The organism is Acinetobacter sp. Ac8 (assembly GCF_055392545.1).
In genome coordinates, this window is record NZ_AP043689.1 from 1,188,770 (window position 1) to 1,206,580 (window position 17,811).

The 17,811-nt window shown below is 36.5% G+C and carries 17 protein-coding genes and 2 tRNA genes; 10 read left to right on the forward strand and 9 right to left on the reverse strand.

The window, feature by feature from the left end; translation table 11 throughout:
* Nucleotides 1-56: 56 nt before the first annotated feature.
* From ACZ5QH_RS05745 to pyrC, 3 genes are all read right to left on the reverse strand, one after another.
* Nucleotides 57-132: transfer RNA gene (locus ACZ5QH_RS05745), tRNA-Glu, on the reverse strand.
* A gap of 20 nt (nucleotides 133-152) precedes the next feature.
* Nucleotides 153-812: a ribonuclease T gene (gene rnt, locus ACZ5QH_RS05750; protein WP_004722393.1), complete on the reverse strand. Its 660-nt coding sequence runs from the start codon at nucleotides 810-812 to the stop codon at nucleotides 153-155.
* On the reverse strand, nucleotides 797-1,831 hold the full coding sequence (gene pyrC, locus ACZ5QH_RS05755; protein WP_016539179.1) for a dihydroorotase: 1,035 nt from the start codon (nucleotides 1,829-1,831) through the stop codon (nucleotides 797-799). The genes rnt and pyrC overlap by 16 nt, the downstream gene beginning before the upstream one ends.
* 524 nt (nucleotides 1,832-2,355) lie before the next feature.
* On the opposite strand from pyrC, the gene ACZ5QH_RS05760 reads away from it, so the two are divergent.
* The 3 genes from ACZ5QH_RS05760 to ACZ5QH_RS05770 all read left to right on the forward strand — a co-directional run bounded on the left by ACZ5QH_RS05760 (nucleotide 2,356) and on the right by ACZ5QH_RS05770 (nucleotide 4,540).
* Entirely contained in the window at nucleotides 2,356-3,387 is a 1,032-nt protein-coding gene (locus tag ACZ5QH_RS05760; RefSeq protein WP_262085308.1) for a L,D-transpeptidase family protein, read from the forward strand.
* A gap of 164 nt (nucleotides 3,388-3,551) precedes the next feature.
* Nucleotides 3,552-4,133 (forward strand): DUF4112 domain-containing protein, encoded by a 582-nt coding sequence (locus ACZ5QH_RS05765; RefSeq protein WP_303577709.1) that lies wholly within the window; start codon nucleotides 3,552-3,554, stop codon nucleotides 4,131-4,133.
* 53 nt (nucleotides 4,134-4,186) lie between these two features.
* Nucleotides 4,187-4,540, forward strand: a complete 354-nt coding sequence (locus ACZ5QH_RS05770) for a bleomycin resistance protein (protein ID WP_004819718.1) — start codon at nucleotides 4,187-4,189, stop codon at nucleotides 4,538-4,540.
* A 172-nt stretch (nucleotides 4,541-4,712) separates the two neighbouring features.
* Here the strand turns inward: ACZ5QH_RS05770 and htpX are convergent, their stop codons facing one another.
* Both htpX and ACZ5QH_RS05780 read right to left on the reverse strand, forming a co-directional pair.
* The gene (gene htpX / locus ACZ5QH_RS05775; RefSeq protein WP_004819720.1) at nucleotides 4,713-5,618 is read right to left on the reverse strand and encodes a protease HtpX; all 906 of its coding nucleotides are present in this window, start codon (nucleotides 5,616-5,618) and stop codon (nucleotides 4,713-4,715) included.
* Nucleotides 5,619-5,931: 313 nt separating this feature from the next.
* On the reverse strand, nucleotides 5,932-6,813 hold the full coding sequence (locus ACZ5QH_RS05780) for a lytic transglycosylase domain-containing protein (RefSeq protein ID WP_419761943.1): 882 nt from the start codon (nucleotides 6,811-6,813) through the stop codon (nucleotides 5,932-5,934).
* A gap of 508 nt (nucleotides 6,814-7,321) precedes the next feature.
* Here ACZ5QH_RS05780 and ttcA point away from each other — a divergent pair.
* Together ttcA and ACZ5QH_RS05790 are read left to right on the forward strand one after the other, a co-directional pair.
* Nucleotides 7,322-8,230 carry a tRNA 2-thiocytidine(32) synthetase TtcA gene (gene ttcA / locus ACZ5QH_RS05785; RefSeq protein ID WP_004722379.1) on the forward strand — a complete coding sequence of 303 codons (909 nt, stop codon included), beginning with the start codon at nucleotides 7,322-7,324 and terminating at the stop codon, nucleotides 8,228-8,230.
* A gap of 225 nt (nucleotides 8,231-8,455) precedes the next feature.
* Nucleotides 8,456-8,839 carry an SCP2 sterol-binding domain-containing protein gene (locus ACZ5QH_RS05790; protein ID WP_004722377.1) on the forward strand — a complete coding sequence of 128 codons (384 nt, stop codon included), beginning with the start codon at nucleotides 8,456-8,458 and terminating at the stop codon, nucleotides 8,837-8,839.
* Nucleotides 8,840-8,922: 83 nt separating this feature from the next.
* On the opposite strand, the gene ACZ5QH_RS05795 is transcribed toward ACZ5QH_RS05790, so the two are convergent.
* Entirely contained in the window at nucleotides 8,923-10,032 is a 1,110-nt protein-coding gene (locus ACZ5QH_RS05795) for an MltF family protein (RefSeq protein WP_004722376.1), read from the reverse strand.
* Between the two features lie 554 nt (nucleotides 10,033-10,586).
* On the opposite strand from ACZ5QH_RS05795, the gene greB reads away from it, so the two are divergent.
* Nucleotides 10,587-11,060, forward strand: coding sequence for a transcription elongation factor GreB (gene greB, locus ACZ5QH_RS05800; RefSeq protein WP_303577710.1), 474 nt, complete (start codon nucleotides 10,587-10,589; stop codon nucleotides 11,058-11,060).
* A gap of 111 nt (nucleotides 11,061-11,171) precedes the next feature.
* Nucleotides 11,172-11,261: transfer RNA gene (locus ACZ5QH_RS05805), tRNA-Ser, on the forward strand.
* Nucleotides 11,262-11,706: 445 nt separating this feature from the next.
* Here ACZ5QH_RS05805 and ACZ5QH_RS05810 read toward each other — a convergent pair.
* Nucleotides 11,707-13,056 (reverse strand): hypothetical protein, encoded by a 1,350-nt coding sequence (locus ACZ5QH_RS05810; RefSeq protein WP_004801557.1) that lies wholly within the window; start codon nucleotides 13,054-13,056, stop codon nucleotides 11,707-11,709.
* A gap of 149 nt (nucleotides 13,057-13,205) precedes the next feature.
* Here ACZ5QH_RS05810 and ACZ5QH_RS05815 point away from each other — a divergent pair, with 149 nt between their 5' ends.
* The 3 genes from ACZ5QH_RS05815 (at nucleotide 13,206) to ACZ5QH_RS05825 (ending at nucleotide 15,861) form a co-directional block, all read left to right on the forward strand.
* Nucleotides 13,206-13,379 carry a helix-turn-helix transcriptional regulator gene (locus ACZ5QH_RS05815; RefSeq protein ID WP_228127864.1) on the forward strand — a complete coding sequence of 58 codons (174 nt, stop codon included), beginning with the start codon at nucleotides 13,206-13,208 and terminating at the stop codon, nucleotides 13,377-13,379.
* A gap of 216 nt (nucleotides 13,380-13,595) precedes the next feature.
* Nucleotides 13,596-14,930, forward strand: a complete 1,335-nt coding sequence (locus ACZ5QH_RS05820) for a YagK/YfjJ domain-containing protein (protein ID WP_019383896.1) — start codon at nucleotides 13,596-13,598, stop codon at nucleotides 14,928-14,930.
* A 1-nt stretch (nucleotide 14,931) separates the two neighbouring features.
* Entirely contained in the window at nucleotides 14,932-15,861 is a 930-nt protein-coding gene (locus tag ACZ5QH_RS05825) for a hypothetical protein (protein WP_005058232.1), read from the forward strand.
* Nucleotides 15,862-15,929: 68 nt separating this feature from the next.
* Here ACZ5QH_RS05825 and ACZ5QH_RS05830 read toward each other — a convergent pair whose 3' ends face one another.
* Together ACZ5QH_RS05830 and ACZ5QH_RS05835 are read right to left on the reverse strand one after the other, a co-directional pair.
* Complete coding sequence (locus ACZ5QH_RS05830; RefSeq protein ID WP_005058234.1) at nucleotides 15,930-16,439, reverse strand: hypothetical protein; 510 nt, start codon at nucleotides 16,437-16,439, stop codon at nucleotides 15,930-15,932.
* 112 nt (nucleotides 16,440-16,551) lie between these two features.
* Nucleotides 16,552-17,673, reverse strand: coding sequence for a hypothetical protein (locus ACZ5QH_RS05835; RefSeq protein ID WP_464016779.1), 1,122 nt, complete (start codon nucleotides 17,671-17,673; stop codon nucleotides 16,552-16,554).
* Between the last annotated feature and the right edge of the window lie 138 nt (nucleotides 17,674-17,811).

A 17,811-nucleotide genomic window follows, 5' to 3' on the forward strand; every position in this document is an offset into this window, starting at 1 on the left:
AATAATTGAATCAAGAAGATCAAAAAAGAGAGAAAGAAATTATAAGAATAATTAGATGGCGACCCTACGGGGATTCGAACCCCGGTTACCGCCGTGAAAGGGCGATGTCCTAGGCCTCTAGACGATAGGGTCGTTTAGAAGATGGCGATATCTTATTGATCCGCCACCAAATTGTCAAGTAAGTGAGGTGCCAGTTTGTTCAAAATATAGCAAAACAGTTCAGCCGTCTTTTGAGTATCGTACAAGGCCGAGTGAGCCTCTTTACCATCGAACTCAATTCCAGCTTGAATACATGATTTAGCCAAAACAGTTTGACCAAACATGACCGCACTTAAAGTCACAGTATCAAATACAGAAAAACTATGAAAAGGGTTTTGATTTTTACTGCCAGTTCGCGCAATTGCAGCTCTTAGGAAGCCTAAATCAAAATGGGCATTGTGTCCGACCAAGACCGCATGGGTACAATGTTGCTGACGACGCACTTCATTAACCGCCTTAAAAATACGCTTTAATGCTGTTTTCTCGTCTTCAGCCATTGCCATACGCATTGGATTAAATGGATCTACACCAATAAAGTCCAAAGAACGGCGATCTAAATTTGCACCTTCAAAAGGATTGATGTGTGCATGATGTGCTTCACCTGGAACAAATTTTCCTTCAGCATCATACACAATCGGGATGCATGCGATTTCAAGCAATGCATCGGTATCTGCATTAAAACCTGCTGTTTCAACGTCAACCACAACGGGTAAAAAACCACGAAAGCGTTGTCCAATCACAGGTAATGTTTCAGTTGTCACACCTTTCTCCATTGGATGGTTTTTCCAGCATAAAGTGGAATAATGTGTTCACCATCCAAATAATCTAAACTTTCAGGGATTACCTGATCTTCTTTCACAAGGGTAATCTTATTTGTGTTGCGAGGCAAACCATAGAAGTCTGCACCAAACATACTGGCAAAACCTTCTAGGCGTTCGATTTTGTTGACTTGATCAAAAGCCTGAGCATAAAGCTCAATTGCTGTAGGTGCACTATAGCAACCTGCACAACCACATGCATTCTCTTTGGCATTTTTAGAATGTGGCGCACTGTCAGTACCTAAGAAAAACTTAGGGCTACCGCTTGTGGCAACTTCAAGTAAAGTTTGTTGATGGGTTTGACGCTTTAAAATCGGTAAACAATAAAAGTGCGGTTTTATACCACCGACCAACATATCATTACGGTTAAACATTAAATGTTGTGGTGTGATCGTCGCAGCAACATTACGATCTTGTTCAAGCACAAAATGCGCGGCTTCACTGGTGGTAATATGTTCTAACACCAATTTTAATTGCGGAAATTGTTTTAGTAACGGTGAAAGTACTTCGTCTAAAAAGCGTTTTTCACGGTCAAAAATATCCACATGCTGATGAGTAACTTCACCATGTAATAGTAATGGTACTTGATGTTCTTCAAGCTGTTCAATCACTGCATAGACTTTACGAATGTCACTGACACCATTATCCGAGTTGGTTGTTGCACCAGCAGGATAGAGTTTAATTGCATTGACGAATTGAGACTCTTTGATTTTGCGAACTTCATCTGGAGAAGTATGGTCGGTAAAATACAGTACCATACGTGGGTCAAAATCAACCCCTTCAGGGACATGTGCCATAATACGGTCACGATAAGCATTCGCTTCATCTACAGTTTTCACAGGTGGAACGAGGTTCGGCATACAAATCGCACGGGCAAATTGTTTGGCTAGATCTGGAACTGTACGTTTTAAGGCAAGACCATCACGCAGGTGGGCATGCCAGTCATCTGGCTGAAGCAAAGTGATCGTATTCAAGGCAATTCTTACTGACAAAATAAATGAGATGATAATCTATAACACTTTAAAATGATAACAGCTATTTCTAATCAATAATTCAAATTAAATGATTAAAAACAAATCTAAAGCTTATATTTTGTTCGGATTGGTCATGTGTGTGTCATGATTGGGTGCTAATGCTGAGTAGAAAATCTACAACTGTATAACATGGCAATGATTTTCAATTGCTTAATTTGAATTTATTTTAAAATTACCGTTTTTAAATGATTAAATAGTCAAAATGTACTATTGCATATTTTTCTTAAAAAATGATAATAAAGTCATACAAAGATAAACTTCCAGCATACATAATTTTCATTTTATGAATAAACACGCTATTGATCTTATACAATTGTGTTTAAAGCCTTGAGAATATAAATGATCGTTCAAGGTGTGTGTGACGTCGCTTTTATTGTTCGAGATCAGTATACTATGTGTCTGTAATACAATAGTTTATTAGATAAGTACATCAATTATAATATTGAGTTAATAGAGAGCTTTATATGGGCAAGTTTCTGCCAAACCTGATTTGCATCATGTGTCTTGTGGGTTTAAATATTCAAAGTCAAATTTTTGCCAAACAAAATGTTAAAGCTGATAAAAGTCAAGAAGCGATAAAAGCGGACTTAAAACAAGATTGGTCAGTGAATAGTATCAATACCGCCAATTGGTCTGAAAATATTGGCAGAGGGCAATTCCCCGTTTATGCCCGTGCACAAGTGATGCTCAATAATTTACATGCTTCGCCAGGGCCAATCGACGGTAAAAGTGGCAAGAACTTTTTAAAAGCACTTGCTGCGTATCAACAGATTAAAAGTTTACCGATTAGTGGTGAACTGGATAAACAGACTTGGGACAGTTTGTTAAAAAATCAAAAATCCGCAGCGTTTGGAACTTATCAAATTACTGCAGCGGATATTAAAGGGCCTTATGCCAAATCAATTCCGCGAAATTATGCCCAACAAGCAAAAATGCCGGGTTTGTATTACACCCGTGTGACTGAAATGTTAGGTGAAAAGTTTCATATTGATGAAGACTTTCTTAAACAACTCAATCCAAAAGCTAACTTTAAAAAAGTAGGCGAAACCATCAATGTACCGATTGTACGCAATGATTTGCCTGAAGGTGTGGCCTTAATTATTGCGCATAAGCCTGCGCGACAACTCTATTTATACAATAGTGCAAATCAAATGATTGCATCTTTTCCTGCCACAATTGGGGGTTCTGGTACACCATCCCCGAAAGGGACGCATAAGGTCATTAAAGTTGCCGCAAACCCTGTCTATGGTTATAACCCGAAGAACTTTGTTCAAGGGAGCAACCGTCAAAAGCTGGCATTACCGCCTGGTCCAAATGGTCCTGTTGGCAATATGTGGATTGCTTTAAGTAAACCAACATTTGGTATTCATGGTACGCCGAATCCTTCATTAATTTCAAAGACCGCTTCTCATGGTTGTATTCGTTTGACCAATTGGGATGCCAATGATTTAGGTCGTAAGGTTCAACCGGGGACTGTGGTTAAGTTCTTAGATTAATTCTATTGTATATCCGAAAAGGCTGAGTAGTTTAAAAGAGCGCTCAGCCTTTTTTATTGTATTGATAAGATTTTGCCACTGTAAATATTAAACTTATACACAACATACTGAATTTATTGGGTATGATCAATTTAACTTCACCATGTCAAAAAATTGAAATCTTTATGGGTACAGAAAAAAAATTATCTACTCAAGAAGTCATTAAACTTGAACGAGATTTGGCTAAATTTGCCAATATGATGGATTCAGTGGTGCGTATTCCATTTACCAAACAAGGGGTAGGGGCAGATGCAGCACTCAGTACTATACCGATTGCTGGTGATGTCGCGGGTTTTGTGTTGACCTGTTATGCGGTTTATAAAGCCAAACAGATTGGCGTGCCTCAAGCAAAGCTTAATGGTGTATTAAAACTGGCCGTGATTGACGGTGTCGTGGGGTGTATACCGATTGCTGGAACCTTATTTGATATTTTTATCCGGCCCAGTCGTAAAGCCCTAGACGTTGTACATGACCATATTCAAGAAGAATATCAGATTTATAGCGATGATCATGTGGTTCACCCATTTTTACATGAGAAGCTAGAACAAAAGCAACAGCATTCAGCATTTTGGCGTAATCCTGTCATTGCTTGGATTTGGATTCATATTCCCGATATTTTAGGCTTGATTGTTTTGATCCTGATTGGACTTGCGATGTGGTTTGGCGTAAATATGTTATGGGATTGGTATCAAAACTATCGTGCATAGATTCCAACATTGAATTGATTTGAAAATGTAGATATTAAAATACAGAGGTGATCATGCAAGATTATATTTCGGCAAACCTTCCTGCTATTGATTTTGATCACACTCGTAAATTTTATGCATTCTTAGGTTTTCAGTGTGATTATCAGTCCGCAGAATGGATGATCTTAAGTAAGGACAGTTTGCTGGTTGAGTTTTTCCATCACCCCAATTTAAATCCAAAAGAATCATGGTTTAGTGCCTGCTTAAGAACACATGTCTTACAAGATCTGTTTCATTTTTGGCAAGGCTTAGATTGGGCACAATTCCCAGAAGCACGAATAACAGAAATCCAGTATCTCGAAGAAATTGATATGTTTTGTGTGATTGATCCGAATGGAAGTTTAATCCGTTGTATCCAATTAGATTAATTCCTCGTATTGGTATTGAAAGAAAGATAGTAAATAAATAAGAAAGATAGCAATTGCAGGTTAAATATCGAACAAGCAAAAATTAAGAATATGATGTACCCATAAACAAAGCCTCCATATTGGAGACTTTGTTTTTCTATGAGATCACTGCGATTGAGCGAGCGTGTATAGATTAAGGCAAATTAAGTTGACGTAAAGCGGCAACACGTTGCTCGATGCTCGGGTGAGTTTGGAATAAAGCAGCCAAACTAAAACCTTGCTCTTTACCTTCTGCGATCGCAAAAGCTTTCATTTCTTTCGGCATTTGATCTGGCATTTCAGATTCAGCCTGTAGACGCAATAAAGCGGAAATCATGGCTTCTTTACCTGCAAGTTGAGCACCAGCTTCATCTGCACGGTATTCACGATAGCGAGAGAACCACATTACGATTGCCGAAGCCAATATACCGAAGACGATATCAAGCACGATGGTAATTGCAAAATAAGCCAATCCAGGCGCTTCACCATCTTGACGACCAAAGACATTACGGTCAATAAAATCACCAACCACACGGGCAAAGAACATTACAAAAGCGTTCACTACACCTTGAATAAGGGATAATGTGACCATGTCGCCATTGGCAACGTGACCAATCTCATGCGCAAGCACGGCACGCAATTCATCTTTGTTCATGCGTTCGAGCAATCCTGTTGAAACCGATACCAGCGCATCGTTTTTGTTCCAACCTGTAGCAAATGCATTGGATTGATAAGATGGGAAAATACCAACATCCGGCATTTGAATACCAGCACGTTGTGAAAGTTGAGCAACCTCTTGTAATAACCAAACTTCGGCTTGGTTACGAGGAGCATTCGGGTCGATTAATTCAGTACCTGTGGTTTTTAGCGCCATCCATTTGGACATAAATAGGGAGATTAAAGAACCTACCATACCAAACACTAAACAGATGACCATCAGGTTGCCTAATTTAAGACCGCCAGCGCCGTAGTAACTACCAACACCTAATAATGATAGGATAATGCCAGCTACAACCAGTACCGCGAGGTTGGTTAGCAAAAACAAACCAATCCGCATCATGGAGAGAATCCTCTTATAAATAATAAATAATATGATGTATTAAATAAATCATGAAATTCAATATGAGGTTTAGATGATTAAAATTCAAGAATAATGGGAAAAATCTAGCGGGCAAAAAAATAACAAATTCAAATGAAATGGATAGTGGATAAGTAATTTATTTAAAAAAATAGGCAAGTTAAAAAAAGATTCTCTGTATTAGAGAAAACATTATTTTTTTCAGCAATTTGTTGAAAATATGTAATTGCACAAATTAAGTGCATTATTTTCTATTTTAGCAACATAGTTTTGGGGTTATTAAGCGCTTAAGTGATTAGTTGCCAATGGTGATTTGTGCTGTCGCACTGGCATGTGCTGTTGAATAAGAACCCGCAGGAGCATCTGTGTAAGTCCCATCAGAAGCAATAATAATTGGACGAGAACTATATTTTACGGGTTGAATATTTGAACTGTTGCTGATTTGTGGTGTCGGCTCGACTTGATTGGAGAAATCATTTTGATTTGATTGGGCAATGATCTGTTCAGTACTGGTTGAAGTGCCAATATTATTTGCAGATAAATTTAAACCACCGGCATATAGGTTGTTTAAACGACTGGTGACACGTTTGACATAGTCTTGGGTTTCACGAAAGGGAGGAATACCGCCGTATTTATCGACATTCCCTTCACCCGCATTATAAGCCGCTAAAGCTAAACTGGTATTGCCATTAAAGCGTTTCATTAACCAACTGAGATATTTGGCACCACCAAAAATATTTTGCTGTGGATCATAAGAATTGGACACATTGAAGCGACGAGCCGTTGCAGGCATCAGTTGCATTAAGCCTTGTGCACCGACAGGAGAACGGGCATTGGTATTAAAGCCAGACTCAGTATGCATTACTGCTTTGATTAAGCCTTCAGACACACCATGCGTCTGTGCAGCTTGACGAATAATACTGTCAAAGGAGTTTTTACTTTTACTATAACTTGGCAGTACTGCGGATTCTGAGCTGCCCCAGTTGCTATAACTGTGAATATTACTGTCTTTATAATAAGTCACTTTGACTTTTTGCAGTGAACGATCCGAATTTTTGCGATTGGTTAGTAAGGTTGTCCCATTTTGGTCTTTGTAGAAATAAATTTGACCTGCAAACGTTTGCGGTGTAAATGAAGCAAAGCTCATACACCCTAAAATAGACACTAGCGAACCCATAATTAATTTTTTCATTTTGTAGTAATTAAAATATTTCCCCAATTTTTGGGAGTTTAACAAAGTTATTGAACAAGAAAAACTATGAATTGAGTTTTAACAATACAATCGCGAAAAAGCAAGTGCTATTTGTTGGCATATTAATCAAAAAAAATTTTATATTTTTTTTAAAATATATTTATTGACTATGCTAAACAGTTGAAAAATATATATAAAATATAATGGTTAAAAAATGATCAATTTAAAGAGAATGCCCATCATTGCGTGAGAAAACTTTGTCAAGCCCCAAACAATCCACAATTTTATCCACAGGTTTTGTGGAAAACTGTGGAAAAGTCCAAAAGATAAGCACTTCGGCTAAAAAATGAACTGAGCCGTCTATTTTAAATGTGGAAATACGACAGGAAGATGACCAGATAAAAATTGATGCAAAATAAAAAAATCTTTAGATGCGGTTAACGTTCAAATCAGATAAAATTGCCCAGTATTTTTTTATGGGTTTATCTCGTCTATGTACTCGCCAGTTGAGTCCGAACAAGGATTTAATTTTAAACCAGAGCTTCCAACAAGTTCAGCTTATTATCGTCTTTTGAAAAAACTTCGTCGTCAAGTCGGCCATGCAATTCGTGACTTTAAAATGATTGAGGAAGGCGATAAGGTAATGGTCTGTGTTTCTGGTGGGAAAGACAGTTACACCTTGCTTGATATTTTGTTGCAATTTAAACGTATTGCACCAATCAACTTTGATGTTGTCGCAGTGAACTTGGATCAAAAGCAACCTGGTTTTCCTGAAGATGTGTTACCGAAATATTTGGAAGAAAATAATATTCCTTATTATATTTTAGAAAAAGACACCTATAGCATCACCAAGCGTTTGACACCTGAAGGGAAAACTTACTGTGCAGTGTGTTCACGTTTACGCCGTGGTTCACTCTACGGTTTTGCGCAAGAGATTGGTGCGACCAAAGTGGCATTGGGTCATCATCGCGATGATATCATTGCAACGTTCTTCTTGAATCTATTCCATGGTGGTAGCTTAAAAGCGATGCCGCCAAAATTATTGTCTTCGGATAAAAAGAACATTTTGATTCGTCCTTTGGCTTATGTCGAAGAAAAAGACATCATCAAATATGCTGAAATTCGTAAATTCCCGATTATTCCATGTAACTTATGTGGTTCTCAGGAAAACTTACAACGTGCCATGTTAAACGACATGCTACGTGGTTGGGATAAACAATATCCAAAACGTTTGCACAGTATTTTTGGTGCATTACAGAATGTTTCACCATCACAATTGGCTGACCGTGATTTATTTGATTTTGAAAAATTGGATGAAGAACGCGAATTCGATATGAAATGTGATACGGAAGAAATGAAAAAGCGTTTAGATGTTGTAAATCTTAGTTTTGCAGCAGATTGATCTTTTTTGCCAATTAAATGAACGAATCGGGCATTCATATTGAGATGAGTGCCTGATTTAAAAAAATAAAACGATAAAACCGATAAAACATGAACAGTCCGTACAAAAAACTTTAGCCCAAATTGAAATTATCATGCTATAACATTGGGCAAGCAAAACTGCTTCAACCTGATGTTGTCTGGATAGATAACACAATAAATTGAATAAATAATTTGAGGAATGAACATGCCTGCATTTTTAACTGATGATTGGTTTGCAAATGTTGAAAAATTAACTGCTGAAGCAGGTGATTTAAACTTACCACCAGCACTTTCAGGTTTAGCAATTAATTTGGTTGTTGCAGATGCAGATGGCAACACAGAGCTTGCTTTAGACGGCGGAAAAATCGTCAAAGGTAGTTCTGCAAATGCGAAAACAACATTGAACATGGATGCTGAAACACTTCGTAAAGTATTCTTAGAATTTGATATGGCTGCTGCTATGCAAGCATTTATGACAGGCAAAATCAAAGTTCAAGGTGATATGTCTCAATTGATGGCTTTACAAACAGCCAAGCCAAGCCAAGAGCAAAAAGATTTATTTAAGAAAGTATTAGAGCAAACTGCTTAATCTTTTTACAATAAAAAAGCTTACCCGAGAGTAAGCTTTTTTATTGCCTGATTTTTACAAATCCAATCGATTTAAAATACAGATTAAATTTCTAGTAATCGAGGTGTGGTCTTAATGTGTTCTAAATAAGCCCGAATACGTGTGACATACTGTACCGCTTGTTTATAACGACCATTACTTGCTTGATTACGTGTCAAATAATTATAAAGATTCATCCAGTCATTGGGATCTTTACCTTGTGCTTTGATGCGCTTTTGAATACCTTCAACTGCACCAGGCCCCATATTGTATGCAACCAAAGCATACCAATGACGATCTGGATTACGAATATAAGAATAACGACTCAACATCATATCAAAATATTTTGCGCCGCCTTGGATACTCTGAGCGGGGTCACTTCGATTACTGACACCCATTTCTTTGGCTGTGGTATTGGTCAACATCATCAAACCACGGACACCTGTGGGAGAAACAGAGTCTGGTTTTAAATATGATTCTTGATAACCAATTGCAGCAAGTAGGTGCCAATCTAAGCCATATTGCTGTGCAGAGCGCTTAAAGCTGGCTTTATAAATCGGTAGACGAGAACTTAAGTCACGTTGAATCACGTTCCAATCGTCTTTCTTGACGACATTACGATTATAAAATGAGGCAAGTTGCTGCGTTGAACCATTTTGTTTGCTTTGGCAAATGAAACCACTTGCAGTTGCTGTTAATGGATCTTCAGCTTGTTTAAATACCCAATTTAATTCTGGGTTTAAACCATTACTTTTTAAACTGTTGAAATCACCACAGCTTGCTGAAAATGAGGTTAAACGTTCTGCTTCGATGCTTTGCATATTTGCGGTGGTAATCGCAAAATTCGCCTTACCTTGAGCAACCATTTTCAATGCTGTTGCATTGTCAGAAACAGTTTTAAGCTCAAGTTTAACGTTTAAACTTTCAGCATAGTTATGGGCTAAGTCATAGCCGAAGCCATGCTTGTAGTCTCCATCCTTAAACACGATGCTTGGATTGGAAACCGCAACTACAGTCAATTTACTCGAATTAACTACAGCATTGTATTGATTGTTCTTACTCGCATTAATACTAAAAGGAATTAATGCAGTGGATAAAACTAAAGTTTTGATTGGCAGCGCACGAAAAAATGAGTTAAGGCTAAGCCTCGACCCAGAGGTTGAACTACTGTGCATGTTGTCTCCGCTACAAGTAATTTATTGCCCTAAAAAGTAATAAGCACAAAAACGCTTAAAAACTTCTTATAGTTGGTAAATTCAATAAGGGTGGGCAGTCATGAACGTCATTCAAAAAATGACATGTGGGATAGAAAGATTTTGCAGAAAAACTACAAAATTAAAAAAATAAACTCATAAAACATGTGCGCATAATATAGGCGGTTTTTAGATCTGTCAAACTTTGTATGAAAAATGATCAATTTAAAATATTTAAGATTATGATTTTTAAAGAAATATTTTTTTAAAAATTGCAGGAATTTTAAAACTGAAATACGCTGCCAAAAACTGTAAGCAAATGTTCCAAATGTAAGTTAAGAATTACCACTTTTAAAAGGTTTTCTGATTGAATTTTCTGTCTGAATTTAAATAGGAAAAAAACGATTTTATTGCTTTTTAAAACTTAAAATGCGCTATTTTTGAGCTGACATCTTTACGCTATTGGCTGTAGACTGTAGCAACATTTTTTAAAAAATAAGTATCAAGTGCATATGTATTTTAAATGGTTTTAAATCATGAAATCTAATTTAATTACCCGTTCAGGGCATGATCTGTTGGTTGCAGAGTTACAACATCTCTGGCGCGAAGAGCGACCTGAAATTACCAAGAAAGTGACATGGGCTGCCAGTCTGGGTGACCGTTCTGAAAATGCTGATTATCAGTATAATAAGCAGCTACTTCGAAAAATCGATCGTCGTGTACGTTATTTGGGGAAGCGTTTAGAAGAATTACGAATTATCGATTTTTCTCCAGAACAAGCAGGTAAAGTGTATTTTGGTGCTTGGGTTGAAATTGAAAATGATGAAGGTGAACAAAAAACCATACGTCTGGTTGGGGTAGATGAAATTTATGATCATCATCCGCAACATGTCTCAATTGATTCACCGATGGCAAGAGCTTTACTGTCTAAACAAGTTGATGATGAGGCAGAAGTGGATACACCATCAGGGAAAAAACGTTGGTATATCAATTCAATTTGTTATGAATAGCTTGAATATTCATCAAATTAGCGAGATTTGACTTTATTTTGTACATTTGATTGAAGAAATACTGAAAAAGATTTGCCAAGTTGCAATTTTATTTATATGATAGCCGCCATTGGAAGCGTGGCAGAGCGGTTTAATGCACCGGTCTTGAAAACCGACGAGGGTGTGAGTCCTCCGTGAGTTCGAATCTCACCGCTTCCGCCAAATATTTAAATAAGCCCTTGTTTTTACAAGGGCTTGTTTTTTATCTATGATTTTACCCCTCAACCTACCCCTCATCAAACATTGGATTAGGTGATATCTAAAGAGACATCTTTTTACTTATTTGGACATCATATTAGTTGAAAGAAAATTTCTAGTAGAATTCCAAACTGATTTTAAGGTGGGGAATTTTGCAAATATCCACTTTGGTCTTATGCTTGAATGGTCTGTTGTATTTGGTTTTTTACTGTTGCTTATCTTTACTTTCATCTTGGATGAGTTTTCTTGATCTTATACATTCTGTTTATGAGATTTTATCGATTCATAATTATGGGCAGACTGTAAAAAAATAAATCTACCCATATTCTTTAGATGCTTGTAAGTGATGTTAAACCCATAAATTTGATGATACTGGTATATCATACGGACTGTTAAGTTGTCTGCATCCTTACAGATTGATGATCTCATATAAATTTTCTGGTGATAAATTTTTCACCATATCATTTAGACCTTTACTTAGACTTGCTTTACTAAATGTATGTTCATAAAGTATGTCCCTCATACCACAAGTGATAAATATTGTTGCTTTTTTAGGCTTTATGGTTTTTATATCTTTATCATTTTCAAGTAATTCATAAAGCGTTTGGAACAAATCGGAAAAATAATCCATGCCTGTATGATTGATTGAGTTGCGACGATCTTGATTGATAGCATTCTCAATTATAGTTTGGTTTGCAGAGCCGTGAATTTCACTTAGCATAAATTTAGAATAATTCGCTGATTCAAACTGCTGGATGTTACCCTTGTTGATCTTTGTTTCAAAAATTTTATCGTAGTAAATCAGGCTGATTAGCGCAGTAAGAATTGCATCAGCTCTTTTGAGTACTTCAAGTGAATTTGCACAATCATCTAAAATGATGCTCAAGCTATGAATTTTTTCAGAAACCTTATTGTCAATAATAGGCTGGGCATCTGTCCCATTTCTCTGATTATCTAATCTTGTAGCCATAAATTCATGTATAAATTTACTTAAAAGCACAGGCAGATTGCTAACATCCTCTTCTAGATTTAGATGAAGATTTATGAACTTTGAAGGTGGCAAATTGGCATCTAACGGAGAGCATCCAATAAATGATTTTGTGGACTTCTGTAGTGGTGTACCATAAATTTTCAATCCTTTAATTGCATTCCTAACTTCGTGATATGAAGGGACTTGAGTTATATTTGTGCCTTTTATATCTTTGCTATTCTTAAAATTATGATATTCAATATAAATTTTAAGATAATCCAAAAATAGAGATTTAATATCCCAGAATGGTAACAAGTCAGGTAAGAAATACTTTTCGTTCAAAATACGTTTGAGGTTTGTCGAAAAATTGGGGAATTGTGTCCATTCTTCATAACTTTTGATGTTTTCCCAAAATATGCAATAAAGTTCTTCAAATATTGATGTTAGTTCATCTGGTTGAAGTAAATGGTTTAACAAAAATATATCTTCATCCACTAATTGCCTTGTTTGACAATATCCCATTACATGGTTGAGTAACTGTCTGCCAAAGACAATTATCTCTACTTCAATCTTGATTTGCTCAATAGGTAGTGACTTTCTTTCTTTATATTTTTCAGTTAGCAGGTTGACCAGTTGCCTCAATATTACATCCCTAATACGTATTAACTCGTTATACAGATTTGGGAAAGTTGCTTGAAACTCTCTTGCTTTTACAGCTTGCTTTACTAATTTTTGCATTACAGGGTGAGCTATTCTGTAAATTTCATGATCGAAGACGGGATTACTCATTTAAATACGCTACTTAACAATTGTGAATCTTGTTTTGCTGATGTTTCTGAGGATTCTAGAGCATATTTATATCCGAAGACATCCACATCAGGTTTAAATCGGAGTAAACAATGCAAACCTCAGAAACCAAAAAAAATCAGATTCTTAGAATGAAAGGAGTAACAGAATTAGTCTGTTTAAGTAAATCAAGTCTGTATGACAAAATGAACCCGAAATCCAAGAGATATGATTCGTCTTTTCCTCGTCCGATTAGATTGGGACTATCAGCCGTTGGTTGGTTAGAGCAGGACATAATTGATTGGATCAATTCAAAAAAAAGCTAACCAGATTAGCAAGATATCTTTACAACTCTCACATACCCTATTAACCCTTATAACACTGTAATTCCTTGATTTCGAGGTCATGGGATTACAGTGATTTTTACGCCTGACCATTTGTGTTACTTATATGATCAGTATATCTAATAACATTAATTATTATATAAATTGACTTAATTAACAAATTGTTAGGTGTAATTACGTACAGAGAAGTTCATTATTATGAATCAATCATCCTATCTTATGAGTAATAATCAAACACCTGCTTTAGCACATGAATACTTAACACAAGTACCTGAACACTTTCTAAATCAGCAGACTGAAATAACTGATACTGATTCATCTAATCAGCCCATTCAGATTACAGCACCATTGGAAGAGCAACAGTCTTTACTCAATTCAATGTATGAAGAATGCTTCAATGCAGCAGACGATCAGCATTCAAGCTCATTGGCATTGGATTACTTATTAGATTTCAACACTGAATATAACCAATATGAAATTCGATCAAATCCTGAAGCTGAGAAAATATTCTCAGAAATTGAATTAGTAAAACAAATCTTAAAACACAACTATGTGCAGGCTTATCGTAAGATCAAAGGCACTCTGTATCATGGATGGTATGAGCCTATTGATAAAAAATTCATTGAATTATTAAAGCAAATACTCATCCAAGGGTTTGATCCCCTAGAGCATTATGATTGTGAGCATCATAGGATTGTTATGCAAGCGTATAACGAAACTCTAAAGGGGTATTTTCATGCTGATTTTTATCTACATTATCCCAATGATCTTGTTCAGCTAAGAAATACTGATGGAACAATAACTTCAATTTGTTATGCAGAATTAATTAATCTATTCATTGAACGTTTGTATTTGCTAACTCAAGAAAAGGAATTCAAATACCAACAGAAAAAACGAATGGAACGTTCCCAATATCAGCAAAAGGTCGCTACAGAATGTGTAGATACGATACTGGCTAAACATTCGAGAATTGTCATTGCTCGTGTCGATTTTCGTTATGGAAAAACACAAAACCCTGAACTTGCCCAAGTCAAAGCAGATTTAATCACATGCCTTCGTTATTTAAAGCGGACTTCAAATTTACATATATTGGGTTATCTATGGAAATTGGAATTTGCCGAAAAAACTGGTTATCACTACCACTGTTTTTTCTTTCTCGATGGTCGTAAACACTCACAGGACATTAAGCTAGCACAACAGATTGGTGAGGTCTGGAAAAGGGTGATTGGTATTGAGGGGGCTTACCATAATTGTAATCTTGATGCCCACAATGGCAAATATCGAGATGTAGGTATTGGCATCTTGCATCGCAAAGATAAACAAAAATACGAATATTTGATTGAAGCCATTCGTTATATCACCAAAAGAGACCAATTCATTGTGCATAAAAGGATTAAGCGGGATGAGGAAAATGAACAAAACCTTAGAAATGATAAAGCCTACTTCATACGTGTATTTGGTAAAAATATTGCTAAGGATGTTGCAATAAAAATGGGGAAATCTGTTGGAAATACTGGAAAAAAGGAGGCTTGAAATGACCCATTATGCAATGACTCCTCAAGTACAACATATATTACAGACACCAATGCTCCCATTCATGCTAGATGTTAATACCCATTTATTTTTACGAGAGAGTATTCAAAATGCAGCCCAAATTGAAAATGGGAAACTAGCAGTTATGGATAAACGTGCGCCCAAGTGTATAGATAAGAATTATCGTATATTCTTAAATTCCCTACAGTGGCTGCATTACCATCGTATGGCATTACATGGATTCCAATTAAACCCTTATTGGGTTGCAATGCTTGATACGGCAGGTTTTTCTCATTACGGTAATATCAATTACCTTATAGCGAATGCAGAGGGTATTCATGGTCAATTTAAATATAAGTTCTTGAAACGACGGATTGCACTGGAATATACAAAATTTATTGAACCTATGAATGAAAGTATTAAATTTCAAAAGGCACTGTTTAAACGCTGTCTAGACAAACATAAGCAGATCAATTGTATGTTCTATGATTTGCCTTGTATTTTTACCATTCCTTTACAATTCGACGCTGAAGTTAAATTACCAAAACTTACTCGTAAATGGCTGGAAAGATTACACCGATCGGAAGTATTGTCTGATAAGTTGTATGATGTGCAATGGCGTATTGTTAAGTCACTGAATGGGTTTTACTCAGTCCAAGCAATTATTTATGTAATTGGTGATGAGACCCCATATTCCGATTTTATCTTGCAGGAATGGAAAGGGACTTGTTTAAATAAGGGGTATGAGATTAAGCAAGAAGCTCAATATTTACTTGAAGAAAAACACTGTTACTTTGCGGACAACGATATGCGTAGCTACTGGCGTAAACAGATTGAGTTTCTAAATGAACCACTCAAGATTTACCGCTATATGAGTCAGCATATTTCCTATTTGTGGCAAAGCTATACAGGGAACATCCCAACTCATTAAGTTTCTAAAATACAAGGCGCTCTGATTAGAACGCCTTTTTGCCATAGTAAATTTCCGTGATTAAATCTCTAAAAATTATAGGTATAGGTCAAACCACTATTGGTGGTAACCGTCACTTCACGCACATATTCAGCCGAACAACCAAGATAGACCTTTGCCACAGAACCATAGCGCATATTTTGGTAATCATAAGTACCTTTGCTTCTACAATTGCCACGATTGATTAAAACCCCTGTAATGGTGGTTGGCGCATCGTTCAAGGATATGATGTTTAATAAATCGCTATAACCTGTCATGGAGTATTGAGATTCCTCACGACGGACACGGACTTCAAACTGTTCTTGCACAGTGGGTTCAGTCACTTCTTCAGCATTATATGATTCATCTTCCAGAAAGGATTTATCAACGGCTGGAAAATCATCTTCGGATTGTTGAGGCGTTTCAGTCGCATCAGCAGTGCTATTCTCACTTGTTTGGGTCTGAGTATTTTTGGGTTTTGGTACATCGTTGCCTGAATTACATGCGGTTAAAGTCAGTAGCAGCATACTGTATAAAACAATAGATGGAATAAAATTCATTACACATGCCTATATTTAATTGAATATTGTGATCTACAGGGTTGGGCGAAAGCCCAACTCTGTGTATTTAATTGCTAGATAAATCAATTTCTTACTTTTATAAAAGTGGGAATTACTCATCGATCTTTTTAAATACCTTCTGGATCGGCGTGTAGTTATCCAGAGTGAAATCAAAAGGAATTGGTTTTTTCAGCGACACATCAAATTTCTTTAATCGGGCATTTTCTATGCCGTTGAAATGTTTGCGTTGAAAGGACATGGTACTTGGTTCAAGGATGGCAATCGGTTCATTCGCAGAATCAGCTTGAGTGTTGTTGGCCTGATAAATGACTAAGCTCTCTAATTCCAATTTATGATTATTGAAGTTAAAAATGTAACCGACATACTTCTGTCCACTAGCCGTAATAATATTTTGTGCTAACTCTGGCGTGGATGGGGCTGTGAAATTCACAATAAGATCAGATGCGAAATTCATATTCTCAAAATGTAATTGTTTCGAATCAGCATCGTAATAAACAAAATTATCAATCGGACCATTTGGTCGATCATTCGGTGTATAGCTGCTTGGCATAAACAGACTTTGACCAGACGTAGCATTTAAACTGAGTTCTAAAAGCTTCAAGTCATAATTTAGATGGGCATTTTTAGTATCCAACTCATTTTGAAGTGTCTGAATACGTTGTTGATATTGTTCTGTACTCTCAAATTGATCTTTTTGTGGTGGAGTCACCTGCATTGTCGATCTTATATAATTGATTGCCGTATCATGCGCTGCACGCAAAGAATAGTCATCACCTAAAGCAAAAGTGAATGCTGGAAACTGTTGACCAGTATGTCCGATCACTAAAACCTGATTGTTTTTTAAAGCCAGTACATTTCTTAAATCATTCAGAACGGTCTGGAAATGCACACAGTTTGCACAATAGTCAGCCACATCCGAATTTTCAGCAAACATCTGCAATCCAGAGATGGTTTTATACGGCGGATAAAAGGAAAAATATCCCTCATCTTTTATTAATTCCTGAAAGCTTTCACCTGTTTTGGTGAGCGGAGGTGTAATTTTATTGCGAGCGATAATCAAAGGAGAAGAAACAGCCTGTGCAGGGACAGCATCATTCAATGACATGTTTTCAATCTTTTGAGATAGTTCTTTATTCTCTACATCATCTTGTTGTGGTTTTGAGCAGCCGACCAACGCAAGGCTGGTGAGCAGCGCAATTGAAATGTATTTCATCCTATTATTTTCCCCATCCAATATTTTTTAAGTTTTTAAAAATGAATTATGAAATTGCCTGTAATTTCAAATACATTTTGCTTGGCTGTCATAGGCTCTAGCGATGCTGTTACTGAGCACAATAAGGACAACCAAAAT

What these genes read in the sequence shown, in the direction of transcription:
- ACZ5QH_RS05815 (WP_228127864.1), top strand. Translation starts at nt 13,206, where the DNA reads ATGAAAGGAGTAACAGAATTAGTCTGTTTAAGTAAATCAAGTCTGTAT.
- htpX (WP_004819720.1), bottom strand. Translation starts at nt 5,618, where the DNA reads ATGATGCGGATTGGTTTGTTTTTGCTAACCAACCTCGCGGTACTGGTT.
- ACZ5QH_RS05770 (WP_004819718.1), top strand. Translation starts at nt 4,187, where the DNA reads ATGCAAGATTATATTTCGGCAAACCTTCCTGCTATTGATTTTGATCAC.
- greB (WP_303577710.1), top strand. Translation starts at nt 10,587, where the DNA reads ATGAAATCTAATTTAATTACCCGTTCAGGGCATGATCTGTTGGTTGCA.
- ACZ5QH_RS05795 (WP_004722376.1), bottom strand. Translation starts at nt 10,032, where the DNA reads ATGCACAGTAGTTCAACCTCTGGGTCGAGGCTTAGCCTTAACTCATTT.
- ACZ5QH_RS05820 (WP_019383896.1), top strand. Translation starts at nt 13,596, where the DNA reads ATGAATCAATCATCCTATCTTATGAGTAATAATCAAACACCTGCTTTA.
- ACZ5QH_RS05835 (WP_464016779.1), bottom strand. Translation starts at nt 17,673, where the DNA reads ATGAAATACATTTCAATTGCGCTGCTCACCAGCCTTGCGTTGGTCGGC.
- ACZ5QH_RS05825 (WP_005058232.1), top strand. Translation starts at nt 14,932, where the DNA reads ATGACCCATTATGCAATGACTCCTCAAGTACAACATATATTACAGACA.
- ACZ5QH_RS05830 (WP_005058234.1), bottom strand. Translation starts at nt 16,439, where the DNA reads ATGAATTTTATTCCATCTATTGTTTTATACAGTATGCTGCTACTGACT.
- ACZ5QH_RS05810 (WP_004801557.1), bottom strand. Translation starts at nt 13,056, where the DNA reads ATGAGTAATCCCGTCTTCGATCATGAAATTTACAGAATAGCTCACCCT.
- ACZ5QH_RS05765 (WP_303577709.1), top strand. Translation starts at nt 3,552, where the DNA reads ATGGGTACAGAAAAAAAATTATCTACTCAAGAAGTCATTAAACTTGAA.
- ttcA (WP_004722379.1), top strand. Translation starts at nt 7,322, where the DNA reads ATGTACTCGCCAGTTGAGTCCGAACAAGGATTTAATTTTAAACCAGAG.
- ACZ5QH_RS05780 (WP_419761943.1), bottom strand. Translation starts at nt 6,813, where the DNA reads ATGGGTTCGCTAGTGTCTATTTTAGGGTGTATGAGCTTTGCTTCATTT.
- ACZ5QH_RS05790 (WP_004722377.1), top strand. Translation starts at nt 8,456, where the DNA reads ATGCCTGCATTTTTAACTGATGATTGGTTTGCAAATGTTGAAAAATTA.
- rnt (WP_004722393.1), bottom strand. Translation starts at nt 812, where the DNA reads ATGGAGAAAGGTGTGACAACTGAAACATTACCTGTGATTGGACAACGC.
- ACZ5QH_RS05760 (WP_262085308.1), top strand. Translation starts at nt 2,356, where the DNA reads ATGGGCAAGTTTCTGCCAAACCTGATTTGCATCATGTGTCTTGTGGGT.